A 23,675-nucleotide genomic window follows, 5' to 3' on the forward strand; every position below is an offset into this window, starting at 1 on the left:
GAATATCAGATGAAAGATGCCTGACAAAGCGGCTCGTTGAAAATAAAACCACTTACGCATCTTCCAAAAAGTCCCACCACGCATCGGCGACGATGGCGCCCAAATCGTTGGCGATGCGGTTCACCGCGGCCTCGACCTGCTGCATCTGCCCAGTGAGATAATCGCGCGAACCGGAGATAGCGGCAATCCCGATGGTCGCGGAGCGCCAGGTAACTGCCTCGTCCAGCTCGGCGACTGAGATATTGAAGCCGTAACCAAGCTTTTCCTTCAAGCTTCGGACGACCTGCCGCCGGTCTTTCAGCGATTGTGCATGCTCAATGCGCAGCTCGATGGTCATCGCAGCAACCGGCATCTTCGCCTCCCATTTCTAATACAGGATATCGAAGGGCTGCACAGACTCGTAACTCCGCTCTTTGTTCGTCATTCAGAATCTCAGAGCTGCGACCAACCAACATCGCCGAGATTTTTCGCTGGCGCTCAGAATAATGTCGCTGGCCCATGCCAGCGGTGAGCCAGCGCAACTGATACTCAACAAAAAGCGGCCAGCGATACCGGATCAGCACTGAGCTGACCGAAGGATCGCTGACCGCCTTTTCGCTAACCGCTTCTTAGCTGACCGGACTTTCGCTAGCCGCTTCTTAGCCGACCTAGCTCGCCGTCAACTCCGCCGCCACCTTCTCGGTTACGAAAGCCTCGATGGTGTCGCCGACCTGGATGTCGGTGAAGTTTGAGATGCCCACGCCGCACTCCATGCCGTTGGTGACTTCCTTGGCATCGTCTTTGAAGCGCTTCAGCGAAGAAATCTTGCCCTTGAAGACTGATTCTCCGCCACGCATCAGGCGCGCTTCCGAGTCGCGCTTGAGTACGCCGTCGAGAACCCGGCAACCGGCGATGGTACCAACCTTGGGAATGCGGAAGACGTTGAGCACTTCCGCGCGACCGAGGTGGTTCTCCTTGAAGACCGGCTCCAGCAGTCCGAGCATGGCCTTGGTGATCTCGTCCTGCAGCTCGTAGATGATCGAGTGCAAGCGAATCTCGACATCTTCCTGCTCGGCAAGATCGGCCGACTTGCGGTCCGGCCGCACGTTGAATCCGATGATGATCGCATTCGACGCAGAAGCCAGCAGCACGTCGCTCTCGGTGATCGCACCCACGCCGGAGTGGATGACCTTGATGCGCACCTTCTCGGTGGACATCTTCTGCAGCGAGTCGGCCAGCACCTGAACCGAGCCGGTGACGTCGCCCTTGATGATGATCGGCAGTTCCTTGATGCCGGCTTCCTTGATCTTCTCGGCAAGCCCTTCGAGCGAGACGCGGGAGGACTTGGCCAGCTGCGACTCGCGCTCCTTCATCTTGCGGTACTGCGAGATGACCTTGGCCTTGTCGCGATCCGCCGTGACCAGGAACGTGTCGCCCGCTTCCGGCATGCTCTCGAGACCCAGAATTTCTACGGGTGTCGAGGGTCCTGCCACTTCGATCGCACGACCTCGGTCGTCGAACATGGCGCGGATCTTGCCGAAGGTGTTGCCGACAATGAAGCTGTCCTGGTTGCGCAGCGTTCCGTTCTGTACGAGCACCGATGCCACCGCACCGCGTCCGCGATCCAGCTTGGCTTCGATGACCGTTCCGACCGCCGAGCGTCCCGGAGTTGCCTTGAGGTTGCCGAGATCGGCGACCAGGCAGATCATTTCCAGCAGCAGATCGAGATTCTGCTTCTTCTTCGCCGATACATCGACGAAGACCGTCGAACCGCCCCACGCTTCGGGAACCAGCCCGCGATCGCCCAACTGCTGCTTCACGCGATCTGGCTGAGCATCGGGCTTATCGATCTTGTTGACGGCCACAATGATCGGCACATTCGCGGCCTTGGCGTGATCCACGGCTTCGAGCGTCTGCGGCATCACGCCGTCATCCGCTGCAACCACGATGACGACGATATCGGTGACCTTCGCGCCGCGCGCACGCATGCGGGTAAAGGCTTCGTGACCCGGCGTATCGAGGAAGACAATCTCGCGGCCAAATGCCGGAGAGCCTTCCTTGTTGATCTTCACCTTATAAGCGCCGATGTGCTGGGTAATGCCTCCAGCTTCTCCGCCAGCTACGTCAGTTTCGCGGATGGCATCGAGCAGCGAGGTCTTACCGTGATCGACGTGGCCCATGACCGTGACCACCGGCGGACGGGTGACCTCATGCTCGTCAGGATTTTCCTGCGCCAGCACATTTTCGATGGCTTCGTTCGCCATCTGGTCTTCGAAGGTGATGATCTCGGTGTCGGCGCCGAACTGATGCGCCACATCCTTGACCAGCTCCGCATCGAGCGACTGGTTGACGGTGACGAATACGCCGCGCATCAGCAACGTGGCGATCAGATCCTTGCCGCGCACACCCAGCTTCTCAGCCAGGTCTTTCACGCTGATGCCTTCGGTCACTGTAATGGTCCGGGTGATCGGCAAAGGCTCAGCTGGAACAACCGCCCCGCCAAATCTTGACGGCGGAGAGAAGCCCTTCATCGGGCCTTCTTTAGTCTTCGGATATTGCTGCCGTCCACGGCGGGCGTTAGGTCCCGGACGCTGCGGACGCGGTGCCTCACCGCCGCCAGGCGGCAAAAGTCCAGGTGCGCCGCCGGGGCCAGGGCGCGGGCCGAAGCCGGGACGCGCTCCCATGCCGGGACGCTGACCGAAGCCGGGACGTGCTCCCGGAGGTCCGCCGCCAGGCTGAGTGCGGGTCGGATGCATCGGGCGCCGTGCGCCAGGAGCTCCCGGAGGGCCACCCTGGGGACGCTGGCCGTAACCGCCAGGACCGCCGGGTCCACCACCGCCAGGACCGCCCGAAGGCCGGCGATCGAAGATCGGACGTCCACGCTGGATCGATCCGCCAGGACCGCCCTGTGCGGTTGGCCCGCTGGGTGCCAGATTGGGTCTTTGTGAAACCGGAACCGGTGGAGGCGCGGTATAAACCGGCCGCGGTCCGGTCTGCGGCATGATGACACGGCGTGGCGCGACCGTCGGCACCGCCGGAGCGGGCGCAGCTGCCGCTGGAGCTTCCGGAGTTTCAGCAGCGGCGGCGGGAGCTTCAGGTGTAGATGCCGGCGCTGAAGTAGAGGGAGCTGTGGCCGTGGGTGCAGCGGCAACCACGGGAGGCTTAGCCGCTACCGGAGCAGCCGGGACCGCGGCACTGACTGCGGGTCTTGATTCTGCCGGGGTAGCTGCCGTTGAAGTGGCTGCTACCGGAGCAACTGCTCCAACCGGAGGCTTGGCAACGACCGGCCCAGCCGGGGGCTTGGCGGCAATCGCAGGCGTCGGAGGCGGCGCGACAATCGGCGCTGCCTGCCGTGGCTGCGGAACAATGCGCCGCGGAGCTGGCTTCGACGGATCCTGACCTGCCACACCCGAGGTTGGCATGCCTGATGTTGTTACAGCCGGAGCTGTCACATTGGGAGTTGCCGCATTCGGAGTGCCGAGGCCGGGACCACCGGTACGAGCCGGAGCAGGACTTGAGGAACCCCCGTTGGAAACGGCTGGGGACGGTGCCGAAGGGCTGGCTGCCGCTGGCGTTGCTGCGGGTGAGCTCGCAGCCGCAGGAGGCGCTGCTGCAACCGTTGCCGTTCCTGCTGGGCGTGGAGCTTGAGCCGCAGACACCGGAGGTACAGAGACCACAGGGCGAGCGTTGGCAGAGGTGGTGACCACAGCCGGATTGGCGGGTCTAACCTGTGTGGAGGGCGGAACAGCTTGAACCGGAGCAACGGGCCTCGGTGGCGCAGCCGCCTCTTCTTTTCTCTGCTGGATCGCCTTGAGCACGTCGCCAGGTTTGGACACGCGCGACCAGTCAATCTTCGGCTTGGCCGAAGCATTGTCGTTGGCGCGATTGGCACTCGCACCGCCAGATCTTCCGCGCTGAAAATGTGTGCGCACACGCTCGGCTTCATCGAGCTCAAGCGAACTGGAGTGTGTCTTCTTCTCGGTAACGCCTACGTCATCGAGCACGTCGAGGATCGCCTTGCTCTTCACTTCCAGTTCACGCGCTAAATCGTTGATTCGAACTTTACTCATCCGCCCCTTTGTACCTGCTCCCAAAGCCTCTAGCTGTTCATAACAACCTCTTGGCTGCGGGGTTTGACGATCTATCTATTATGGCTCGAAAACCGCGATTCGCATCGATCTTCTGAGCCCGAAACGTGGAGAAGTGGCGCATATTACGCGCCATTTCCCGAGTTGTGATCGCTTTCTTCCTGCAATTCTGCCGATTCCGCTACATCTTCGAGAACCGCGGTCTCCCGAAGCCGGTGGCTGGTATCGTGACCGCCGGGCGCAACCGCCTCGGCGCCGTTATCGTCTGCGCCTTCGCCGGTTTCGGTAATCTCGCCAATCTGCTCCTCGGCAACATCGTCATCGATCAGGCCCGAACCCTCATCGGCCGCACCTTCTGTATCGATTTCAACGTCATCCTCGCCGTCGTCCTGGGTCAGGTCGAGTTTGAGAGCCGCTTCTTCTTCATCCAGGCTGGCGTTGGAAGCAGCCTCTGCAGCTGCCGCCTCGCTGTCTTCGCTCGAAGCTGCGGCGACGATAGCCGGACGATCTTCACCCTCTTCGTACTGTCCGAAGTAATGGCGTACCGCTATGCTGATCTTTTCCAATGTCTTCTCGCCAATCCCTGGAATCTCTTCCAGCTGTTCGGGAGTCATGTCCGCCAGCGCCTCGACCGTGGTGATACCGGCAGCCACCAGCTTCTGGATGATCTGTTCGCCCAGCTCGCTGACCTGCTCGATCGCCGTCGCCGGACCACCTACACCCTGCATCTGCTGCTCGACTTCCTGGCGCTTCTCTTCTTCGCTCTTGATGTCGATCTTCCACTCCAAAAGCTTCGCCGCCAGACGAACATTCTGCCCCTTCTTTCCAATCGCCAGGGAGAGCTGTGTATCGTCGACGATCACTTCCAGCTGCTTTTCGCCAAGGTCGGTAATGCTGACCCGGCTCACCTTGGCAGGCTGCAATGCCTTCTCGGCGAAGGTGGTGATCTCTTCGCTGAACTCGATGATGTCGATCTTCTCGCCGCGCAGCTCGCGAATGATGGACTGGACACGCATGCCCTTCATGCCGACGCAGGCGCCGACCGGATCCACATCCTTATCTCGGGACATGACCGCGATCTTGGTTCGCTCGCCGGCTTCGCGGGCGATGGCGCGAATCACCACGGTGCCGTCATAGATCTCCGGCACTTCGCTCTGGAAGAGGTTCTGCACCAGCTCCTTCGCTGCACGGGAGACGATCACCTGCGGCCCCTTGGCAGCGCGGTCGACGCGCAGCAGAACCACGCGCACCCGCTCGCCTACGGCAAACTGCTCCAGACGGGACTGTTCCCGGCGCGGCATGCGCGCTTCGGCCTTGCCCAGGTCGAAGATCACGTCCTGCAGTTCGACCCGTTTGACCGTCGCATTCAGCACCTCGTTTACGCGGTGGTTGTACTCGTTGAATACCGTGTCCCGCTCGGCCTCACGCACCTTCTGGAAGATGACCTGCTTGGCCATCTGCGCGGCAATACGCCCCAGCACATCAGTCGGCTTGTAGTAGCGAATCTCGCCACCGATCTCGACCTCGGGAGCCAGTTCCCGCGCGGCATCGAGCGCAATCTGGTTCACCGGGTCTTCGATCAGCTCCGGCGTTTCGACCACCGTCTTATAGACATAGGCACGGATCTCGCCCGAGTCCTTGTCCAGCTCGGCGCGCATATTCTCCTGCGTCTTGTAATACTTGCGCGTGGCGAGGGCGATGGCGTCCTCGACTGCTCCCACGACGATCTCGGGGTCGATGCCCTTGTCGCGGCTTAGGATTTCGATGCTCTGATACAGCGCGCTTGCCATATTTCTCTCTCGGTTCTCTTTTCGGTTGGCCGCATCCCCGCGGCCAAAAGATTCACGCCCGGATCAAACGCCGGACAAAGTTAAAACTCAGGAATCAGGCTGGCCTTCTCGATATTCGAGAATTCAATCTCGACCGCATCCTTATTCACCGCCTGATTGGCCTTTTTCCCTTTGCCCTTTTGCTTAAGGGCGCTTAAATCAACTGTGATGCCTCGATCGCCCACCTGGGCGATTCTGCCCTGCCAGTGCCGGTTCCCAGACACTGCCGTAAAGGTCTGCAGCTTGACCAGGCTGCCGGAAAAACGCTGGTAATCGGCTGCAGAATAGAGCTTTCTGTCCAGTCCTGGCGACGAAACTTCCAAAGTGTATTCCGCACCCGGCACCAGCTCCTCGACATCCAGAACGGTTCCAAAATCGCGGCTGAAGGCGGTGCAGTCATCGTGTGTAATACCGGCCAGTTGCTCCGTCTTGAAGCCCTCCGGTAACGGAGCGCTCTCGTCGGATGCTTCCCCGCTTTTCGCCGCCAGCTTGGCCCGCTCTTCCGCATTCTTCTCGATGAAAATACGCAGAGTCCGGTACTTCGCAGCTCCCTGATACTCCACCTCGACGAGGTCGAGGCCGTGAGAGGCCGCGACACGCTGGGCAAGGACGCGAATTTGGTCAAGGTTGAGGGCCATAGGCAGTTCAGCTGGCGAGTTTGACGGAGATTCTTCAGGCCAAATAAAAAGTGGGCTATAAGCCCACTCATCTCTCCGAGGCTGCCGGAAACTCACGGGCCAGGCACGGACAAACTCGTCTGCTCTTACAGACTACGCCGTTTGTCAATAGAGTTCAATCTGCATGACATTGACTCCTTGCCGGCCGACAGGCCTTGGCCAAACTTAACAAGCGGTACCCAGCAGGTATGCTATTTTATCGCTGGCTCATGATCGTTCACGTTCGCCCTGCAAGCATTCTCTTAGGCATTTTGATCATCGGCTTTTCGCCGAATGTCTACGCTTCCAAGCTACCCACAACTTTTGACGGCTACGTAACCAACATCGCCTCGGCGCACGAATTCGACGTAGGCGCCCGCCATGTCGTTTGGGATGCGAAGACCCAGCACGAAGTAACGTATGTCAATCACGACCCTGGCGGCTTTCTCAGCACAAGTATTGGCCCGATCGACACGGATTTACATGTGGGATCGCATGTCCATGTGGAGGGTACAGTCGATAAGCGGACCGGCGGATTTACGGCTACGCTCATCCACTCCTTTCCCGAGTCCGTGGACAGCAACAAACGCAAGCTGGAAGGCGCGGGGTTGATCGAGGAAACTCCGCAGCTTCATCAAGACGGGCAAAGTTGGTCGGGAACCGTCTGGATCGATGGATACCCCCTCCAGTTGACGCCTCAGACGAAGCTTGCTTCCGAGGACGGCAGCCCTTTCTCCCCAGACCATATCGGCACGAATGTCTGGGTCGAGTACCAGGCCACGCGCCGGCCGGACAACTCGCTGTCCGCCACTTCTCTCACCTTGTCCCCGCTAAAGATCGAGGATAAGGAGAAAAAGTTCCGCGAAAAATCAGAGCCGGAAATCGAGAAGCCTGACTACGAACATCATGTTCCGGGCAATCTGAAGTGGCATTGGAACTGGGCGCTCGAGATCGTGCCCGATGAAAACATTCAGAACTACGTCAGCGGCGTGGGCAGCCGTCTCGTTCCGCAATATCAGAAGGATCTTCCCTCAGCGGATCCCTCCAAGATAGATTTTCGTTTCTATGTCGTACATCGCCCCGCGAAATGGAAAGAGGCGCTGTGGACGCAAGCGATGAGTGACGCGACGGCGAGTCCGGGCGGCGTGGTCATCGTGCCCGACAATGTACTGGCGGCGCTCGACAACGAGGCGCAGCTCGCGGCCCTCCTCTCCAACTGCATCGCAGTGACGCTCGAGCGGCAAGCCTACACTCATCGAACCCGGATGCACGTACAGCGCGATCTCAATTGGATAGGTCTGGCTACGATCGGCGGCGACCTCGGAGCGCCACTCCTGATCGGAAACAGCATCGCGTACAACAACCTCATGCTGCAGATCAACGAACAGGCGGGCCGCATCGGCCTCCGCTATATGCTGCAGAACGGCTATGACCTCCGCGAAGCGCCCTTTGCCTGGACCATCGCCGCCAACAAAAGGGCCGAAAATCCGGACGAACCCAACATCCCTGCCCCACAACTTGCCCAAAGCCTGATGAGCGACTTGCTTCTGGGCTACAAGACAACTGACTATGGTGCGCTCACGACGAATCGCGAGCCGTATCAGCAAATGCTGGCTCAATTGCATGCCGCGTTTCCCGATCTTCCCAAGCCGAAAAACCACTCGTAACCACGTTCTCATGCAGTTTCTGTGGGATACTGTGCCCAAACTCGATCAAAATCTATGAGCCAGATCAATCCTTACGCCTCCAACCTGGGAAAAGACGATCCTCTGAAGGTTCTTTCCGCGACCCCTCGCAAAATAGAACAACTCATCGAGGACCTGGGCTCCGAGCGGATGGATCAGCCCTCCGCGCCGGGTAAATGGAGCCCACGTGAGATCGTCTGTCATCTCGCCGACACCGAGCTGGCGTTCGCCTTCCGCCTCCGCCAGACGCTGGCCGAAGGCGACCATGTCATCCAGCCCTTTGACCAGGAAAAGTGGGCGGCCAACTACGCCGCCTACGATGCCCGCGAGGCTCTGACGCTCTTCTGCGCGATCCGGAACTGGAATTTGGCCCTGCTCCGCTTTACTTCCGAGGAGCAGCGGAGCAAGACGGTGACCCACCCCGAGCGCGGGGCCATGACCTTCTGGATCATCGTGGAGACCTTGGCCGGCCACGACCTCAACCATCTGACCCAGCTGCAGGTCATCGCCAGGAACTTCGCTCCCGCGCACTGAGGTCCTTAAAGTAGAGCGGGCGCTCCATCTCTGGATTCTCAGACGTGGGATAACACCAACTTTCTCCCGGCAAAACGCGAACGCCTTTATACTCGGCTGCATGCTCAGGCTTGCTCCTCTCACCTCTCTGCTTGGAATCGTTGCGCTCAGCGCTGCTGCACTTGCCCAAACCGCTCCGCCCGCGCCCGTGGCCCCGCATCCCGTCACGCTGGATGACATCTTTCGCTTCCACGACGTAGGCGACCCTCAAATCTCGCCCGACGGCCAGTGGGTCGTATATACGGTAGCGACGACCGATGAGACTGCGGACAAGCGAACGACCGATCTGTGGATGGTCAGCTGGGACGGCTCCCAGGACATTCGCCTCACCTATAACATCGAATCCTCTGCCAGCTCGCCCCGCTGGAGCCCCGATGGCAAGTACATCTCGTTTGAAACCGACCGTCCCGGCAAAGCAAAGGGATCGCAGGTCTGGGTTCTCGATCGCCGCGGTGGAGAAGCCCGTCAGCTCACCGACGTCAAAGGTCATCTCGGCGGCTATGCCTGGTCACCTGATGGCAAGAAGCTGCTGCTCACCATCCGCGCCGACGAAGACGAGGACAAAGCCAAGGACAAGAAAGACGAGAAAAAGGAAGAGAAACCCAAGCCCATAGTTATCGACCGCTACCACTTCAAGCAGGACGTGCAGGGATACCTGAGCGGCAACACGCATGCCCTGCTTTATCTGTGGGACACAGACACGCACAAGCTGGAAAAGCTCACCAGCGACAAAGATCACGACGAGAGCAATCCATCCTGGTCGCCGGACGGCAGCAAGATCGCATTCGAGAGCAATCACGATCCCGACTGGGATCGCACCATCAACTCCGATGTGTTTGTCGTGGACGCGACCCCGAACTCGACGCCCAAGCAGCTCACGACGTTTAAGGGCTCCGACGGCGGCCGGCGGCTTGCCTGGAGCCCGGATGGCCGATGGATCGCCTACGCTCAGGGCAGCGATCCGAAGTTCGAGGAATATAACCAGGACGAGCTGGCCATCGTTGGCTCCGACGGAAGCGGTCAGAGACTACTCACCACGAAGCTCGATCGCAGCGTCGCAAATCCGATCTTTTCGCCCGATGGCAAATCCATCACCGTACTCGTTGAAGATGACCGGTCCGAATACCCCGCTGTGGTCAGCATCGAAGACGGATCGACCAAGAAGCTTTTGGATGAGCCCGGAGTCGTGACCACGATGAACGACGTTTCCGGCAAGCAGGCCCTTATTCAGACCACCGATACCGCTCCCGGAGAAATCTTTGCATTCGAAGACGGAAGACTGCGCAAGCTCACTAGCCAGAACGACGCGCTGCTCGCACAACTCAAGCTCGGCGCCACTCGCGACCTCGACACCACTGAAAAAGACGGGACCTCGGTCCATGCACTGCTGACCTTACCGCCTAATGCGAAGCCCGGACAAAAGTATCCGATGCTGTTACGAATTCACGGCGGCCCTAATGGCCAGGACGCGCACAGCTTCACCCTCGAACGCCAGCTCTTCGCCGCACACGGATATGCGGTGCTGAACGTCAACTATCGCGGCGGCTCCGGCCGCGGCCGCGCCTATTCGGAGGCGATCTTCGCCGACTGGGGCCATCATGAAGTCGCCGATCTCCTTGCCTCCGTCGATGAAGCGGTGAAAGAGGGCTATGCCGATCCCGATCACCTCGGCGTGGGCGGATGGAGCTACGGCGGCATTCTTACCGACTACACCATCGCCAGCACCACGTGCTTCAAGGCAGCGATCAGCGGAGCAGGCATGGGTAATCCCATCGCGCTCTACGGTGTCGACCAGTACGTGCATCAGTACAACACCGAGCTGCTTCCGCCGTGGAAGGGCCAGGAAACCTACATCAAGCTGGCCTATCCTCTCTATCACGCCGACAAGATCAAAACGCCTACGCTCTTCATGGGCGGCGACAAGGATATGAACGTTCCTCTGGTGGGAGGCGAGCAGATGTACCAGGCGCTTCGCACTCTCGACGTACCTACGGAGCTGGTCGTCTATCCCGGCCAATTCCACGGCTTCACCCGCCCCAGCTTTATCCGCGACCGCTACCAGCGCTACTTTGACTGGTACGACCAATGGATCCTCGGCAAAAAGCCGGTCCCGACGCCCGCTCCAAAGAGTTAATCTCCTCACCGAATGCCCCCACGTCTCGCTGCAGAGACGTGGGAGCCGTGCTCGCGCACTTCCAACATCGAAGCGCCCAAAATGCTAACCTTTTTCTGTTACCCAAAGCATGACAGACAAAGCGAAAATCTCATCTCCCCCCGGATTCCAGGCGCATGCCGGCGCCGAGATTCCCATCGGCGGCTCCCGCTTTGTGCGGGCATGCCTGAAGCAGCCCGTCGACAGAACCCCGGTGTGGTTCCTGCGCCAGGCCGGCCGTTACATGCCGGAATACCAGGCCGTACGCCGCCACCACACCCTGCTTGAAATCTGCAAGCAGCCTCAGCTTGCAGCCGAGGTGACGATTACCGCAGCCGAAAAGCTCGACGTCGATGCGGCCATCATCTTCGCCGACCTGCTTTTGCCCTTCGAGTGCATGGGATTGGATTTCGAGTTCCAGGCCGGTGAAGGCCCGGTCGTACACCATCCCGTTCGCACCGCCGACGACATTGCCCGCCTTCGCACCGACCGCGCAGGCGAGCTCGGCTATGTCGCCCAGGCCATCGAGCGTGTCGTCGCACACTTTGGCGCCCCCCGCGGCGTTCCCAGGCAGGACCGTCTGGGCATCATCGGCTTCTGCGGAGCGCCGTTCACCCTCGCCAGCTACATGATCGAGGGCGGCGGCTCGCGCAACTATGTTCATACGAAGACGCTGATGTACCGGCAGACCGACGCCTGGCGGCGCTTGCTCGACAAGCTGGTGACCGTGCTCACGCAATATGCGCGCCAGCAGGTGGAGGCCGGCGCCGATGTCATCCAGGTATTCGATAGCTGGGCCGGTGCGCTGAGCGTTGAGGACTATCGCGAATTTGTTTTGCCCACCACCAAAATTTTGATCCGCGAGATTCAATCCTACGGCGTGCCGGTTATTTATTTCGGTGTCGACACCGCCACTCTCTTGCCCGCGATGCGTGAAACGCAAGCGGATGTTCTCGGTCTCGACTGGCGCACGCCGCTCGATATTGCCTGGCGGCAGCTTGATTACTCCTGCGCCGTTCAGGGCAATCTCGATCCCATCACGCTTTTCGCCGAGCCCGAGCTAATACGTAACCGTGTCCGGCACATTCTCGATCAAGCAGCCGGAAAGCCAGGGCATATTTTCAATCTCGGCCATGGCATTGTTCCCGAAACCCCGGTTGAAAATGTTCAGCATGTCGTGAAATTCGTTCGCGAATATGCGGCGGAGAAGGCAATCCGGGACCAGCGCCATGTCTGAGCGTGCGGCGGTTCTACTTCTCGCGCACGGCACGCCTGACACCTTGGACGAAATCCCGGAATACCTCCGAAACATAACCGGAGGACGCCCGCTTCCCGATAGCGTGGTCGAGGAAATCCGCCATCGCTACTCGCTGATCGGCGCCAGCCCACTGACACAGCTGACGCTCGAACAGGGCCGTCTTCTTGCCGAAGAGCTGGGCATGCCGGTTTACGTCGGCATGCGCAACTGGAAGCCATACATCGCCGATGTCGTAGCCAGGATGCGCGAAGATGGGATTACCAAGATCGTCGCTATTTGTCTCGCGCCGCAGAACTCGCGCACCAGTGTCGGTCTCTACCGACGCGCGCTATTTGCTGCGAGCGGCGCAATGCGCATCGAGTTCATCAATGGCTGGGCCGATCATCCACTGCTTGCCGACGCCTTCGCAGAAAGACTACGCATCGTGCTGGAGCCATTCCAACTCGATGCAGGCCAACCCATACCGGTCCTCTTTACTGCGCACAGCGTGCCTTGCCGGACCATCCAGACGCCTGCGCCATCGGATACAGGAGCTGCGCTCGATCCCGATCCCTACGCTGTCGAAGCTAAACGCACCGCGGCTTTGGTAGCAGAACGCGCAGGCGTTCAAGAAGATCAGTGGTGCTTCGCCTTCCAGAGCCAGGGCATGTCGGGAGGCCCGTGGATCGGCCCAACCGTCGAAGACACATTGACGGCGCTGCATCAGCAGGGCGCCGGTAAAATCGTTCTTCAGCCCATCGGCTTTCTCTGCGACCACGTCGAGATCCTTTATGACATCGACATCGCCTTCCGCGAGTTTGCTAACAAGCTGCAGATGGAATTGAAGCGCCCCGAATCGCTGAACGACTCGCCACTGCTGATCGCGGCCTTGGCCGATCTCGCCCGCAAGGGCCTTGAACGGCTGGCCTGACACGCAATTGATATGAAGCGCATCGCCATTATCGGTGGAGGGCTAAGCGGCACCGCTGCTGCGTGGCAGCTCGCGCGCGATGGACAATCCGAATTCGTTCTCTATGAAGCTTCTTCCCGCCTGGGCGGCATCGTCGAAACAGCGCGCGTCGAAACAGAGGACGGCCGATTCATCATCGAGTGCGGACCCGATGCGTGGGTGACAGAAAAGCCCTGGGCGCGCGAGCTGGCCATCGAGTTAGGCCTCGAATCCGAGATCATCGCTTCAAACGATGCCATGCGCCGAACCTACATTCTGCGCGACGGACGGCTCATCCCCATCCCCGACGGCATGCGCATGATGGTTCCCACGCAATGGGCTTCTATCGAAGAATCTCCGCTCTTCAGCGAGGAGGCGCGTCTCGCCTATCGCAACGAATTCCAGAATGCAGAATCCCTCAGGCAATCCGCGCTCAAAGAGGACGTAGACGAATCGGTAGCCAGTTTTGTCCGCCGCCACTTCGGAGAGGAAGTCACGCACACCCTCGCCGGCCCGCTGCTTGCCGGCATCTTCGGAGGCGACGTCGAAAGGCTCAGCGTTCGTGCTGTGATGCCGGCGTTCGTGAAGATGGAGAGGGAACACGGCAGCCTCATCGCCGCCTTGCAGAGGAAGCAAGCGGCCCAGACGCAATCCCCGGCTGTCTTTACTACCCTTAAGGGCGGCTTGCAAACACTTGTGGAGCGGATGCAGACTGCATTGCCTTCCCACGCTGTCCGCTTGCAACATTCTGTCCATGCAATCACGCGACGCAGCGGGCAATGGGAGCTCGAAGCCCAAGGCACGAGGGAAAATTTCGATGCCATCATCGTCGCTACGCCCCCGCATGTTACTCGACAATTGCTTCGGGCGCTTCATGAAGACATCGCCACATTCCTGGAGATGGAGTCGACCTCGGCGATCGTCGTGGCCCTCGCTTTCTCCAAAGAGCAATCGCGCGGCCTTACGATCCCATCCGGATTCGGCTACCTGGTGCCGCCTTCATCCACGTCTGAAGACATCGGGAACCCGCAGCTCTTAGCCTGCACCTTTGTCGACCAGAAATATGAACACCGCGCCCCGAAAGGCACGGTGCTATTGCGCGCATTTTTCGGAGGATCCGCTGCAAAAGCTCTCATGGGTGACGCCGACGGCCGTCTCATTGCGTTGGCACGACAGCGGCTTGCCGAGGCCCTGGTTCCGCTGCCCGAACCCGCAGTATCCCTCGTTCGCCGTTGGCCGCTCTCGCTGCCCCAGTATGCGGTCGGCCACGTTCGCCGCATCGAACGGCTGGAAGAGCTGGTGCAGACCATGTCCGGCCTTCATCTCGTCGGCAACGCCTATCACGGAGTGGGCCTTCCCGACATGGTCCGCCAGGGTCGAGATGCCGCGCGCAAGGCTGTTCAGACCGCGTAAACAAAGCGAATTTCATCCGCCGGCTCTCCCTTGCTTTCATTCAGCGTTAACGTTCAAGTAATGGAACCGCGCTTCCCATCAACGCATCCAATCCGCTATGACGACCAAAGAGCTTAACGCAGCGGCGAGCGGTACATTTACCCTCGGCGGAGATATCCACATCAACCGTCTCGGCTTCGGAGCCATGCGCATTACCGGCGAAGGCATCTGGGGCGAACCGAAAAACCCAGAGCAGGCGAAGAAGGTTCTCCGGCGCGCTGTAGAGCTCGGCGTCAATTTCATCGATACCGCGGACGCCTACGGCCCCGAGGTCAGCGAACGGCTTATCGCCGAGGCTCTTTATCCGTATCCGAAGTACCTCATCATCGCCACCAAGGGTGGTCTCACGCGCTCCGGCCCCAATGCCTGGGCTCCGGTGGGCCGTCCCGAATATCTCCGCCAATGCGTCGAGCTGAGTCTCCGCCATCTCAAAGTTGAACGCATCGATCTGTGGCAGCTCCACCGCATCGATCCAAAAGTCCCGGTTGAAGAATCTCTAGGTGTAATCAAGGAGCTGCAGCAGCAGGGGAAGATCCGCCATGTGGGCCTCTCTGAAGTCAATGCCGATGAGATCAAGCAGGCGAGCAAGGTTCTTCCCATCGTCAGCGTTCAGAATCTTTACAATCTCGGCGACCGTCAACACGAGAAGACGCTGCAATACTGCGAACAGCAAAAGTTGGGATTCATTCCCTGGTTCCCGGTCGCGGCCGGTAAGCTGGCGCGCTCCGGCGGACCGCTCGACGCAGCGGCCAAGCGCCACAGCGCCACCGTCGCGCAGCTTTCGCTGGCATGGCTGCTCCATCATTCGCCGGTGATGCTGCCCATCCCCGGAACGTCCTCCGTCGATCACCTCGAGGAGAACATCGCTTCCGTCAATGTTCAACTCAGCGCGGACGAGTGGAAGGCCATCGAAGAAGACGGTAAGGGTAAGGCTTAATACCTTGCATAAATAAAAGAGGCAGGCCGCAGGGCCTGCCTCTTTTACTTGCATCGATCTGGATTGCCCAACTACTGCTGTGTGATCAACCCGCAGGCGATTCTTCCACCGGCATTTCCGGTCGGATCGGTCTTCATATCGTCCGCTTTCTCATGGATGATGAATGCGGTGCCGCCGTTTGCGAATACCGAGTTCGGCGCGCTGGGATCAAGGGTGACATCCTTGGCCAGAAACGCCGTCTTCACCGTGCCATCCGCGCCCACAATCAGATTCAGCGGCATATCTCCATTGTGATGGCCGTCAGGACTATCGATCCCATGCTTCTTTCCTGACGGATTGAAATGGCCACCCGCCGTCTTGAAATCAGGTGCATCGCACTTCGCGTTCTGGTGAATGTGAATTGCGTGCTCGCCCGGAGGTAGATTCTTCAACGCGACTTTGACGGCTACAGCGCCCTTCTTTCGTTTCAGAACTGCCGTCCCGGCATCTTTTCCATCTGAGGTCTTAAACTGGACCGTCACCGATTTCGGCGCTGCGGTCTGGGCGGTCATCGGCAAGGCTGCCGCGGCGGAAAGCGCCACAGCGAACCAAATCTTCGGGAATGTCTTCATAGAAAATCTCCTGGCGCAACGAACAACGGTCCCTGGAACTGAATGATCTCAGCTGCTACTTCAGGTGCTAAGTCAGATGTGCGCATGTGCACACCTCGATCTCGTTCAGGATACGCGAATCGATGCTGGTATCAATACCGCCGCGAAACTTCTGTTTAAGTGTTTTTCCTCGCCCCTTACAAGACTCTGTGACCGCCTCAAAACCGCTTAACCGAGAACGCTCAATAAGGGGCAGGACTGGCCCGGATCACCCCGGCCGCCGGCTTCCGTAAGGATGCAGAATTTCGTCCGGGATATTTCCCCTTCAGCCTTACGCAACGTCTCTTTCCGACATCAAAACTTGATGATGCTGTGAGGATGAGCTAGAACTGCATGTTCGTCCACGAAAGGAATTCCTTATGGTAAGGCCCTGTTTCCTGGTTATCGATCCGGAATTTCCCGGAAGCATCTCGACCCGCAAGCTGGTCATCGAGACCGCCAAATTCAACGTGCTGACCGCGTATAGCGGACGCGAAGCCATTGAAACAATGCGACACTTCCCGTTAGTGAGCGGTGTAGTCCTGGACGCCGACGTACGCGATCTTCCGTGCGACGCATTAGTATCGGCGCTCAAGGCGATCAACCCTGTAATCCCGGTGATCGCGATCTCCGGCCCCCGGGGCACACGGTGCACAGGCGCGGATCATCATCTTGAAAGCTTCGATCCGCGCAAATTGCTGGAGATCCTTTCCGCTCTATATCCGGAAGAAACCACGCAAATCGAGAAGCGCAATGAGGAGCTGGAAAGAGAAAACTAGGAATTTGAATCATTTGGTGGAGCTAAACGGGATCGAACCGTTGACCTCCTCGTTGCGAACGAGGCGCTCTCCCAGCTGAGCTATAGCCCCACGAAGGCAGGAGACACTCCCCTTAGCTTATCAGCGCAAGCGGAATTCGAAAAGCCCGGCGGCTGCACCCATCACCTTATTCCGCCCGCAGCGCGTCCACGGGATTCACCGAAGCTGCCCGGCGCGCCGGCAGATAGCTCGCCGCGGCAGCCGCTAAGGCCAACACTGCCGCAACCCCGGCCAGAGTCGGCACATCCCAGGAATGAACCTGGAAGAGCAGTTTCTGCATCAGCATGCCCGCAAATACTGAACAGCACCCTCCCAAAGCAATTCCGATCACGGCCAGCCATCCTGCTTCGAACAAAATCAGCCGGTAAACTCCGCTCTTCTGCGCCCCTAGTGCCATGCGCACACCAATCTCCCGCGTCCGCTGGCTCACCGAATACGCGATCACACCGTATAGCCCGACCACTCCCAGCAGCAGCGCAAACGCGGCAAATCCTCCCACCAGCCACGCCGAGGATCGGTGCAGGTAGGAGGATGGCGAATCGTGAATCTTCTCCGTCATCGTGATGCCGCCAAAGGTCGCAATCGATGGATCAATCTTATGAATTGCAACATCCAGCAGAGGAATCGAGGACTCCTCTGCCTGCGAAGTACGCACAATCACCGCAAACTCGCTCGTGGGGTCCTGGTTGAAAGGGATGTACATCGCCGCACGCGGAGCCGCATCCAGCTGTCCTTCCTGGATATCGCTCACCACGCCGATAATCTCGCTTTTTTTCTGCATAGAAGCGTCAACAGAAATCTGTTTACCGATCGGATCTTCATCGGGAAAATACTGCCTCGCCATCTGCTCGTTGACTACCACCACACGGGGCTGCGACTCGTCCTCGGCGTCAGTGAAGTAGCGACCGCGCAGCAGTTTCGTCTGCAGCACGGAAAAGTATCCGGCGCTCACCTCTCGATAGACCGTCTCATACCGCTCGCCATGAAAAGACCGTCCCACAATTCGGAAATCCTTGATGCCATCGCCGTCGCCCAGCGGAAGCTGGCTGGCAAAGGCCACAGACTTCACCCCTGGCAGACTAGAAATCCGAGTTGCCAACTCGCGCTCCAATGCGATCTGTTGCGCATCAGTCGAATAAGCATTTCCGGTCGCCGCCGCCTGGATCGCAGCCACGTGCTCCGGCTGCACACCGGTATCCACATGCAGCAGCCGATAGAAGCTCTTGCCGAGCAAACCCGCGCCCATCAACAGCACCATGGCCGTAGCCAGCTCCACCACTACCAGATGGGCTCCAAAACGCCGCCATATCACCCCCGAAGATCCGCGGCTGCCTTCCGCCAGCCCATCCCGCAGATCTGAGAGAGACAGGCGAAGCGCGGGAGTCACCGAAAAAAATACGCTCATAAAAAGTGCAATGGCTCCGGCAAGCAGCCGCATAGCCGACCATGCAAACGCGATGCCGACCGTCGTTCCTGCGGTCACCAACGCCACACCTTCAATCGCGAACTGACCTACCAGCCGCGCCCGCGATGCCCCCAGCGCGCCGCGCACGGAGATCTCCCGTCTCCGGCTCTCCGACCGCACCAGCAGCAGACTCGCCACATTCACAGTGGCAATTAGCAGCAGTAGACCGGCTCCGCTCAGCAGCACCAGCAGAATCGGACGAATGTCACCAACGATTACTTCGGTCAGTGGCAGCATAAATGCGAGCCGATCCCGGTTCGTGTCGGGATATTGTCTTTCCAACTGCCCCTCGACGTCCTTCAAATTCGCCAGCGCAGACGCAGAGGAAACACCATCCTTGAGCCGCGCGATTCCGAAAAAGTCGTGGCAGCCTCGATTCTTTTCGCAGTTGCCGGAGGCGCGAGTAGTGGCCCAGAACTCCGCCGGCTCAGCAGGAGCAAAATGAAAATCGCGCGGCAGCACGCCGATGATCGTCGTTGGATTGCCGTCGAGCGTAACCGTCTTCCCCACCACGTCTCTTCGTCCGCCATATCGCTTCTGCCACGCCGCATAGCTCAAGAGAGTGGTGCGCGGAGCCGCCGACTGGTCTTCCTCAGGACCGAAATCACGGCCCAGTATCGGCGTCACACCCAACGTGCGAAAGAACCCAGCGGAAATGCTCGCTCCCTGTGTCTGCTGCGTGCCTTCGGGCGTGCTTAAGATAAAGCCGCCAACCGAATAGATATCAAGAGAACTAAAAACCTGATTCGATTTCTTCCAATCCAGGTAATCGAGATAAGACAGATGAAAGCGCGGTCCCACAGGAATGCTTTCGAAGAGAACCGCCAGCCGCGAAGGATTCTCATACGGTAGAGGCTTGATCAGTGCAGCGTCGACAAACGCGAAGATAGCCACGTTCACGCCGATTCCCAAGGCCAGCATCAGAATCGCAGTGACCGTAAATCCCGGATTCTTTCGCAGTTGCCGAATGGCGAACACCAGATCCTGCACTACACTCTCCCAGCGAAAGCCCACCATCTCATGGCTCCGTTCTTGTAGGCGTGTCATATTGCCGAACTGTCGCGCCGCCGCGTACCGGGCCTCGTCCACAGACATGCCCTCGGATTCAAACTGCTTCGCCGCTTCTGCTCGATGGAATGCCATCTCTTCTTCCAGATCGCGGCTGAATCGGTCACGGCGAAAGAGAATCTGAAGCTTGCGAAGCATTCGAACGATTCCATTCATAGCGGAACTCCTTACGCGTCCTGCAAGACACGACCGATCGCGGCAATCATCTGCTCAAACTGAGACAGCTCGAGACTCAACTGCTTCCGTCCCGCGGCAGTCAACGTGTAGAAACGGGCTCGCCGATTGGTTTCCGTCATCTTCCATTCGCCCTTCACCCAGCCCTGCAGCAGGAGCCTCTGCAATGCGGGGTAAAGCGATCCCTCTTCCACCGTCAGCACATCGTCGGAGAGGCGCTTGATCGAAAGAGCTATGCCATAGCCATGAAGCGCGCCCCGAGTCAGCGTCTTCAGGATGAGCATGTCCAGAGTTCCCGGCAGCAATTCGGATTTCTTCCCCATGGGCCATATATAGATTATCTATGGGTAGAGAGTCAATGGCGAAAATGTAGAGTGCGGCGCTTCACCGATAAGTGAGGCGGCTGCATTGTCGATGTGTAAGAGATGAGACGGAAAAGAGCGATCTACTTCAGCTGGACCTGCACCGCATCCTTGATCTGAATGTCTTTGCTGTGCGCAGGCACGCTGACCTTCAGGCCGTCCGGTAGATAGTGGCCGATCACTTCGGGACGAGCCCAGTCCAAGGTCCATCCATCGGCGATCGCTACTACCGTGTATTCGCCGGGGATCACCCGTTTGAGGGCGAAGCTGCCGTCTGAGTCGCTCTGATCGCGACGAAACAGCTCTCGACTGCCACCGGGATTCACCGGAACCAGCAGGATCATCACGCCAGCCGCCGGTTTGCCGTCGGCCTTCGCAAAACCAGTCACCGTCGCCGAGCTTTCTACCAGGGTGGCCGCGAGGGTTACCGGCGCGTTTCCTACCTTCAGCATGTGCTTGTCCATCGTCGCGCCTGAGGCTGTTGCCTGGCTGATCGCCACAGCCGCATCGCTTGCGGTAGGTATCACTTCATACGTACCCGGACGAACGTTGCGAATCTCGAACCCACCATCTTTGTCGACACGAGCGCTGCTGCTAGCTTCGCCCTGCTGAGGTGTGAGGGCGATACTGAGTCCAGGTGGAAGATTTCCTCCGCCTGCCATGGCGACCTTGCCGGTTACATTGACCAGAGTTTCTCCGCCGCCGACGTCGACGACCTGATGACCGGAGGATGCATCCACGCTCATGAGGCGCCCGGCTTCGCCGCGCGGCGACTGGACTTCCAACTCGTAGTGACCGGGAGCGACGCCACTCAGCTCAACGGTCGTCATGCCCGGTGCTGTCTTGCCGTCACCGCGAGGCATGTACGTGGTGCCCTGCATACCGCCAGCTTCCATCGATCCGAATACGTCCTGGTGGAGCTGCATCATCGGGTACGGCCCTCGCTCCGGACTCGGGATCTGAAAAGATATATGCACTGCCGGCACCGCATGCAGGGTGAAGTTCACCGGAATGCGATCGCCGGCTTTCACCGGGATGGGTGTCGCCGAATCCGAATCGGTCACGTCGGCATAAAATGTCGTGGCGTAGGCTACATCGAGCGGCGATCGCGACTTCTCCCCGGAGGTATCGTTTTCCTGACCTATCAATGTTCGTGATCCCACGGCGTACCACGGTTGCGCTGTGACTGCGATGTAGTAGTTTCCAGGCGCGAGGCGAGGAAATTCATAGTTGCCCAAATCATCGGAGACGACTGCGCTTGCGCGCACGATTTTCCCCGTACCGCTTCGTTCATCCTGGCGATAGAGGGACACACGCGCCTGCTGCACTGGATCGCCGGAGTCATCGGCGACGACTCCGTAGAGAACCGCCAGAGGCTGGACCGTAAATCTCAGGCCGGTCGAAACCAGCCCTTCACCCGTAACGATCGCTGTCGAGAAGCCGTCGTGCTCGTCGAAGGCAGCGGCCAGATAGCCACGATGCGTGGCGCGTAGGGAGTACTTTCCGTCCGCCAGGCGCGGGAAGAGAAATCGCCCGTCCGCATTCGTGTTTGTTTCCGCAACCAGCGTGTCTGTTTTGGAATCGTTCAGCGTCACGTCAGCGCCTTCGAGCGGCTGTCCACTCGCGGCGCTAAGAACGGTTCCGCTGATGATGCGGCCTTCGTTCGAGGTGGGCGCCGTCTGCGCCGAGATGGAAACGTGCTCCGCGCATACGGCCCACAATGCGAAGACGCATCCGACGAGCAAGAAACGTTGCTTCAGCGATCGAGTCCGGCAGATCATTCTGGAGTCGAGACCTCGCCGCCTGTTTGAATCACATCGAGTTGCACGTTCACCGTGCCGTTGGCTTCTACGGTAACGGTCGGTCCCTTGCCGGTGTATTGCGCAAGACTTTCCGTATCGTTCGCATCAATCTCCCTGGACTGATCGAGAGCAATCACATGATAGGAACCCGGAGCGAGATTGGTCATCGTGAACTGGCCGCCAGCCTGCGTCGTGCTCTGCGGCACCTGCGATGTAGTCGGGAAAAGCGGGATGGCATAGATATAGATTCTGGATATCTCGCCCGACGAAGTTGATGCCGCCGCCGTGGAAGATTGATTGAGCTGGCCCTTGAGTGTGCCAAAATCATTGCGAATCGTGATCTCGATTGGAGCCGTCGTGTTGCCCGGCCCGATAACCAGCGGCTCACGCGTCAGGTCAGTACCTCCACAGGTGATCGAGCTGACATAGCCCTGAAACGGATATGTCTCAACCCAGTAGCGTCCCGGCGACACGTTTTCCAACTCGAAAAGCGAGCTGTCGTTCGATCCCTGCTGATGCCGCAGTCCACTTCCCGTCTGGTTTTCGAATGCATCGGCCGGAGACAACGTGAGGTTGATCCCTGCCGACAAATCAATCTGCGATCCCGCGGCAATAATCACCTGAGGCTGATTATTGCCACCTTCGCTATCCTTGCGGATAACCACCGGGATGGCGTGCAGCGGCAACAGGGTCATGGTCAATCCTGAAACCGGACCGCCTGCGACCGTGAAGTCGACGCGTCCATACATCTGGGACTCGCCGAAAGTATGGGTCTCGGCATAATAATGTCCGTTCGGTAAATTGATCTCCGCTGTGCCGCGCTGCGGGTCCCATCGCGTCCCGGCCTCCAGAATGCGGCCGCTCGAATCGTGAATCTGAACCTCCGCACCTCCTGCGCGCCCTTCGGCACGTTGAGGCATGGCAATACTCACCGGATAAAACGGCTGGCGGGTCAGCGTGAAATCCGCCTGCGCCTGCTGGCCAGGTGAGACCGCGATCATGCCGGCTGCGGAAAAATCCGCGACACTCGGATAAAAGACCGAGGCATAGCCGTATCCAACCGAACCCGGCGCGATGCGTCCCATGCGAGCATGCGCCGGCATGCTGTAAATGAGGTAAGAGCCCGGCGCTTCGAGACTCGCCAGGCGAAATGCTCCTTCGCTGTTGGTCATGGCCATAGTCTGCATCGTCCAAGCCACGCGACCGTTGACTGCGCGCTTACGATACGCCATGATGCGGATGCCGTCCGCCTCGTCTCCGGTCGAGAGCGTGACATGGCCGGTGATGATGGCTTCGGGAGTCAAGCTGAACGTAAGATCCGGCATATTCGCGGCAACATTGACGGAGTTCATCATCCCTCTCCTACGGGCTGTGTAGCCAGGACGGCGCAGGTTGATCTGGACTTGACCCGCGGGAAGATTCAGCTCGAAATGCCCGTCATTGTCGGTGAGCACCGCATCCGCATTCGCATACACGAGGACTCGTGCAATGGGCTGATGAGTCACGTTATTGAGCACGACGCCCCGTACCGGATAGGTCGCAGCAGCGTCTTGCGCCGCACAGCGAAAGGTCGCAGCGCCGAGCGCACAAGCCACCACTGCAACGTAGAGAGCAAGACTCCTCTTGGGCAGAATGAGCACGGGAGCAGACCTTTGCCGCCATTCTCAGCTATCTCACTGAAAATTCAAACTGTAAGTTTTGTGAAATCTGTGGCCGCACAGGTTGGACGGACGTTTGTCAAAATCGGAGACACAATCAGAGAGAAAAACTTAAGGAAGAGGGTCGAGGGGGTCATCCCTCAGGTTCGGTCGCGAAGGCAA

General features: G+C 59.1%; 17 protein-coding genes and 1 tRNA gene. 8 read left to right on the forward strand and 10 right to left on the reverse strand.

Features of this window, described 5'->3' with window-relative positions; translation table 11 throughout:
* Nucleotides 1-52 precede the first annotated feature (52 nt).
* The 4 genes from XX99_RS12795 to XX99_RS12810 form a co-directional block, all read right to left on the reverse strand.
* Entirely contained in the window at nucleotides 53-352 is a 300-nt protein-coding gene (locus tag XX99_RS12795; protein WP_050059773.1) for a DUF503 domain-containing protein, read from the reverse strand.
* 295 nt (nucleotides 353-647) lie between these two features.
* Nucleotides 648-4,049 carry a translation initiation factor IF-2 gene (gene infB / locus XX99_RS12800; protein ID WP_050059774.1) on the reverse strand — a complete coding sequence of 1,134 codons (3,402 nt, stop codon included), beginning with the start codon at nucleotides 4,047-4,049 and terminating at the stop codon, nucleotides 648-650.
* A 143-nt stretch (nucleotides 4,050-4,192) separates the two neighbouring features.
* Complete coding sequence (nusA, locus tag XX99_RS12805; RefSeq protein WP_050059775.1) at nucleotides 4,193-5,857, reverse strand: transcription termination factor NusA; 1,665 nt, start codon at nucleotides 5,855-5,857, stop codon at nucleotides 4,193-4,195.
* 80 nt (nucleotides 5,858-5,937) lie between these two features.
* Nucleotides 5,938-6,534, reverse strand: a complete 597-nt coding sequence (locus tag XX99_RS12810; RefSeq protein WP_050059776.1) for a ribosome maturation factor RimP — start codon at nucleotides 6,532-6,534, stop codon at nucleotides 5,938-5,940.
* Between the two features lie 227 nt (nucleotides 6,535-6,761).
* On the opposite strand from XX99_RS12810, the gene XX99_RS12815 reads away from it, so the two are divergent.
* The 7 genes from XX99_RS12815 to XX99_RS12845 all read left to right on the forward strand — a co-directional run bounded on the left by XX99_RS12815 (nucleotide 6,762) and on the right by XX99_RS12845 (nucleotide 15,537).
* Entirely contained in the window at nucleotides 6,762-8,219 is a 1,458-nt protein-coding gene (locus XX99_RS12815; protein ID WP_050059777.1) for a DUF5666 domain-containing protein, read from the forward strand.
* 54 nt (nucleotides 8,220-8,273) lie between these two features.
* Complete coding sequence (locus XX99_RS12820) at nucleotides 8,274-8,771, forward strand: DinB family protein (protein WP_050059778.1); 498 nt, start codon at nucleotides 8,274-8,276, stop codon at nucleotides 8,769-8,771.
* Nucleotides 8,772-8,871: 100 nt separating this feature from the next.
* On the forward strand, nucleotides 8,872-10,944 hold the full coding sequence (locus XX99_RS12825; protein ID WP_082125529.1) for a S9 family peptidase: 2,073 nt from the start codon (nucleotides 8,872-8,874) through the stop codon (nucleotides 10,942-10,944).
* A 109-nt stretch (nucleotides 10,945-11,053) separates the two neighbouring features.
* Nucleotides 11,054-12,199, forward strand: a complete 1,146-nt coding sequence (gene hemE, locus XX99_RS12830) for a uroporphyrinogen decarboxylase (RefSeq protein ID WP_082125530.1) — start codon at nucleotides 11,054-11,056, stop codon at nucleotides 12,197-12,199.
* Entirely contained in the window at nucleotides 12,192-13,130 is a 939-nt protein-coding gene (gene hemH, locus XX99_RS12835; RefSeq protein ID WP_050059779.1) for a ferrochelatase, read from the forward strand. Before hemE ends, hemH begins: the two co-directional genes overlap by 8 nt.
* Before the next feature lie 12 nt (nucleotides 13,131-13,142).
* Entirely contained in the window at nucleotides 13,143-14,561 is a 1,419-nt protein-coding gene (hemG, locus tag XX99_RS12840) for a protoporphyrinogen oxidase (RefSeq protein ID WP_050059780.1), read from the forward strand.
* 97 nt (nucleotides 14,562-14,658) lie between these two features.
* A complete protein-coding gene (locus XX99_RS12845) occupies nucleotides 14,659-15,537 on the forward strand; it encodes an aldo/keto reductase (protein ID WP_050059781.1) in 879 nt (292 codons plus the stop codon).
* Nucleotides 15,538-15,608: 71 nt separating this feature from the next.
* Here the strand turns inward: XX99_RS12845 and XX99_RS12850 are convergent, their stop codons facing one another.
* A complete protein-coding gene (locus tag XX99_RS12850) occupies nucleotides 15,609-16,148 on the reverse strand; it encodes a superoxide dismutase family protein (RefSeq protein WP_082125531.1) in 540 nt (179 codons plus the stop codon).
* Nucleotides 16,149-16,546: 398 nt separating this feature from the next.
* On the opposite strand from XX99_RS12850, the gene XX99_RS12855 reads away from it, so the two are divergent.
* Nucleotides 16,547-16,945: a DNA-binding transcriptional response regulator gene (locus tag XX99_RS12855; RefSeq protein WP_050059782.1), complete on the forward strand. Its 399-nt coding sequence runs from the start codon at nucleotides 16,547-16,549 to the stop codon at nucleotides 16,943-16,945.
* A gap of 14 nt (nucleotides 16,946-16,959) precedes the next feature.
* On the opposite strand, the gene XX99_RS12860 is transcribed toward XX99_RS12855, so the two are convergent.
* The 5 genes from XX99_RS12860 to XX99_RS12880 form a co-directional block, all read right to left on the reverse strand.
* Nucleotides 16,960-17,035: transfer RNA gene (locus XX99_RS12860), tRNA-Ala, on the reverse strand.
* A gap of 76 nt (nucleotides 17,036-17,111) precedes the next feature.
* Complete coding sequence (locus XX99_RS12865; RefSeq protein ID WP_231581324.1) at nucleotides 17,112-19,655, reverse strand: ABC transporter permease; 2,544 nt, start codon at nucleotides 19,653-19,655, stop codon at nucleotides 17,112-17,114.
* 29 nt (nucleotides 19,656-19,684) lie between these two features.
* Nucleotides 19,685-20,014, reverse strand: a complete 330-nt coding sequence (locus XX99_RS12870; protein ID WP_050059784.1) for a PadR family transcriptional regulator — start codon at nucleotides 20,012-20,014, stop codon at nucleotides 19,685-19,687.
* A gap of 122 nt (nucleotides 20,015-20,136) precedes the next feature.
* The gene (locus XX99_RS12875; RefSeq protein WP_184084869.1) at nucleotides 20,137-21,798 is read right to left on the reverse strand and encodes an MSCRAMM family protein; all 1,662 of its coding nucleotides are present in this window, start codon (nucleotides 21,796-21,798) and stop codon (nucleotides 20,137-20,139) included.
* 32 nt (nucleotides 21,799-21,830) lie between these two features.
* A complete protein-coding gene (locus tag XX99_RS12880) occupies nucleotides 21,831-23,495 on the reverse strand; it encodes a peptidase associated/transthyretin-like domain-containing protein (protein WP_050059786.1) in 1,665 nt (554 codons plus the stop codon).
* Between the last annotated feature and the right edge of the window lie 180 nt (nucleotides 23,496-23,675).

This window comes from Silvibacterium bohemicum (genome assembly GCF_001006305.1).
Lineage (GTDB): Bacteria > Acidobacteriota > Terriglobia > Terriglobales > Acidobacteriaceae > Silvibacterium > Silvibacterium bohemicum.

Bases quoted from the DNA above. Each gene is read 5' to 3' on its own strand.
- XX99_RS12845 (WP_050059781.1), top strand. From the start codon at position 14,659: ATGACGACCAAAGAGCTTAACGCAGCGGCGAGCGGTACATTTACCCTC.
- hemG (WP_050059780.1), top strand. From the start codon at position 13,143: ATGAAGCGCATCGCCATTATCGGTGGAGGGCTAAGCGGCACCGCTGCT.
- XX99_RS12815 (WP_050059777.1), top strand. From the start codon at position 6,762: ATGCTATTTTATCGCTGGCTCATGATCGTTCACGTTCGCCCTGCAAGC.
- XX99_RS12850 (WP_082125531.1), bottom strand. From the start codon at position 16,148: ATGAAGACATTCCCGAAGATTTGGTTCGCTGTGGCGCTTTCCGCCGCG.
- infB (WP_050059774.1), bottom strand. From the start codon at position 4,049: ATGAGTAAAGTTCGAATCAACGATTTAGCGCGTGAACTGGAAGTGAAG.
- nusA (WP_050059775.1), bottom strand. From the start codon at position 5,857: ATGGCAAGCGCGCTGTATCAGAGCATCGAAATCCTAAGCCGCGACAAG.
- XX99_RS12870 (WP_050059784.1), bottom strand. From the start codon at position 20,014: ATGGGGAAGAAATCCGAATTGCTGCCGGGAACTCTGGACATGCTCATC.
- hemE (WP_082125530.1), top strand. From the start codon at position 11,054: ATGACAGACAAAGCGAAAATCTCATCTCCCCCCGGATTCCAGGCGCAT.
- XX99_RS12820 (WP_050059778.1), top strand. From the start codon at position 8,274: ATGAGCCAGATCAATCCTTACGCCTCCAACCTGGGAAAAGACGATCCT.
- XX99_RS12855 (WP_050059782.1), top strand. From the start codon at position 16,547: ATGGTAAGGCCCTGTTTCCTGGTTATCGATCCGGAATTTCCCGGAAGC.
- XX99_RS12865 (WP_231581324.1), bottom strand. From the start codon at position 19,655: ATGCTTCGCAAGCTTCAGATTCTCTTTCGCCGTGACCGATTCAGCCGC.
- hemH (WP_050059779.1), top strand. From the start codon at position 12,192: ATGTCTGAGCGTGCGGCGGTTCTACTTCTCGCGCACGGCACGCCTGAC.
- XX99_RS12810 (WP_050059776.1), bottom strand. From the start codon at position 6,534: ATGGCCCTCAACCTTGACCAAATTCGCGTCCTTGCCCAGCGTGTCGCG.
- XX99_RS12795 (WP_050059773.1), bottom strand. From the start codon at position 352: ATGCCGGTTGCTGCGATGACCATCGAGCTGCGCATTGAGCATGCACAA.
- XX99_RS12825 (WP_082125529.1), top strand. From the start codon at position 8,872: ATGCTCAGGCTTGCTCCTCTCACCTCTCTGCTTGGAATCGTTGCGCTC.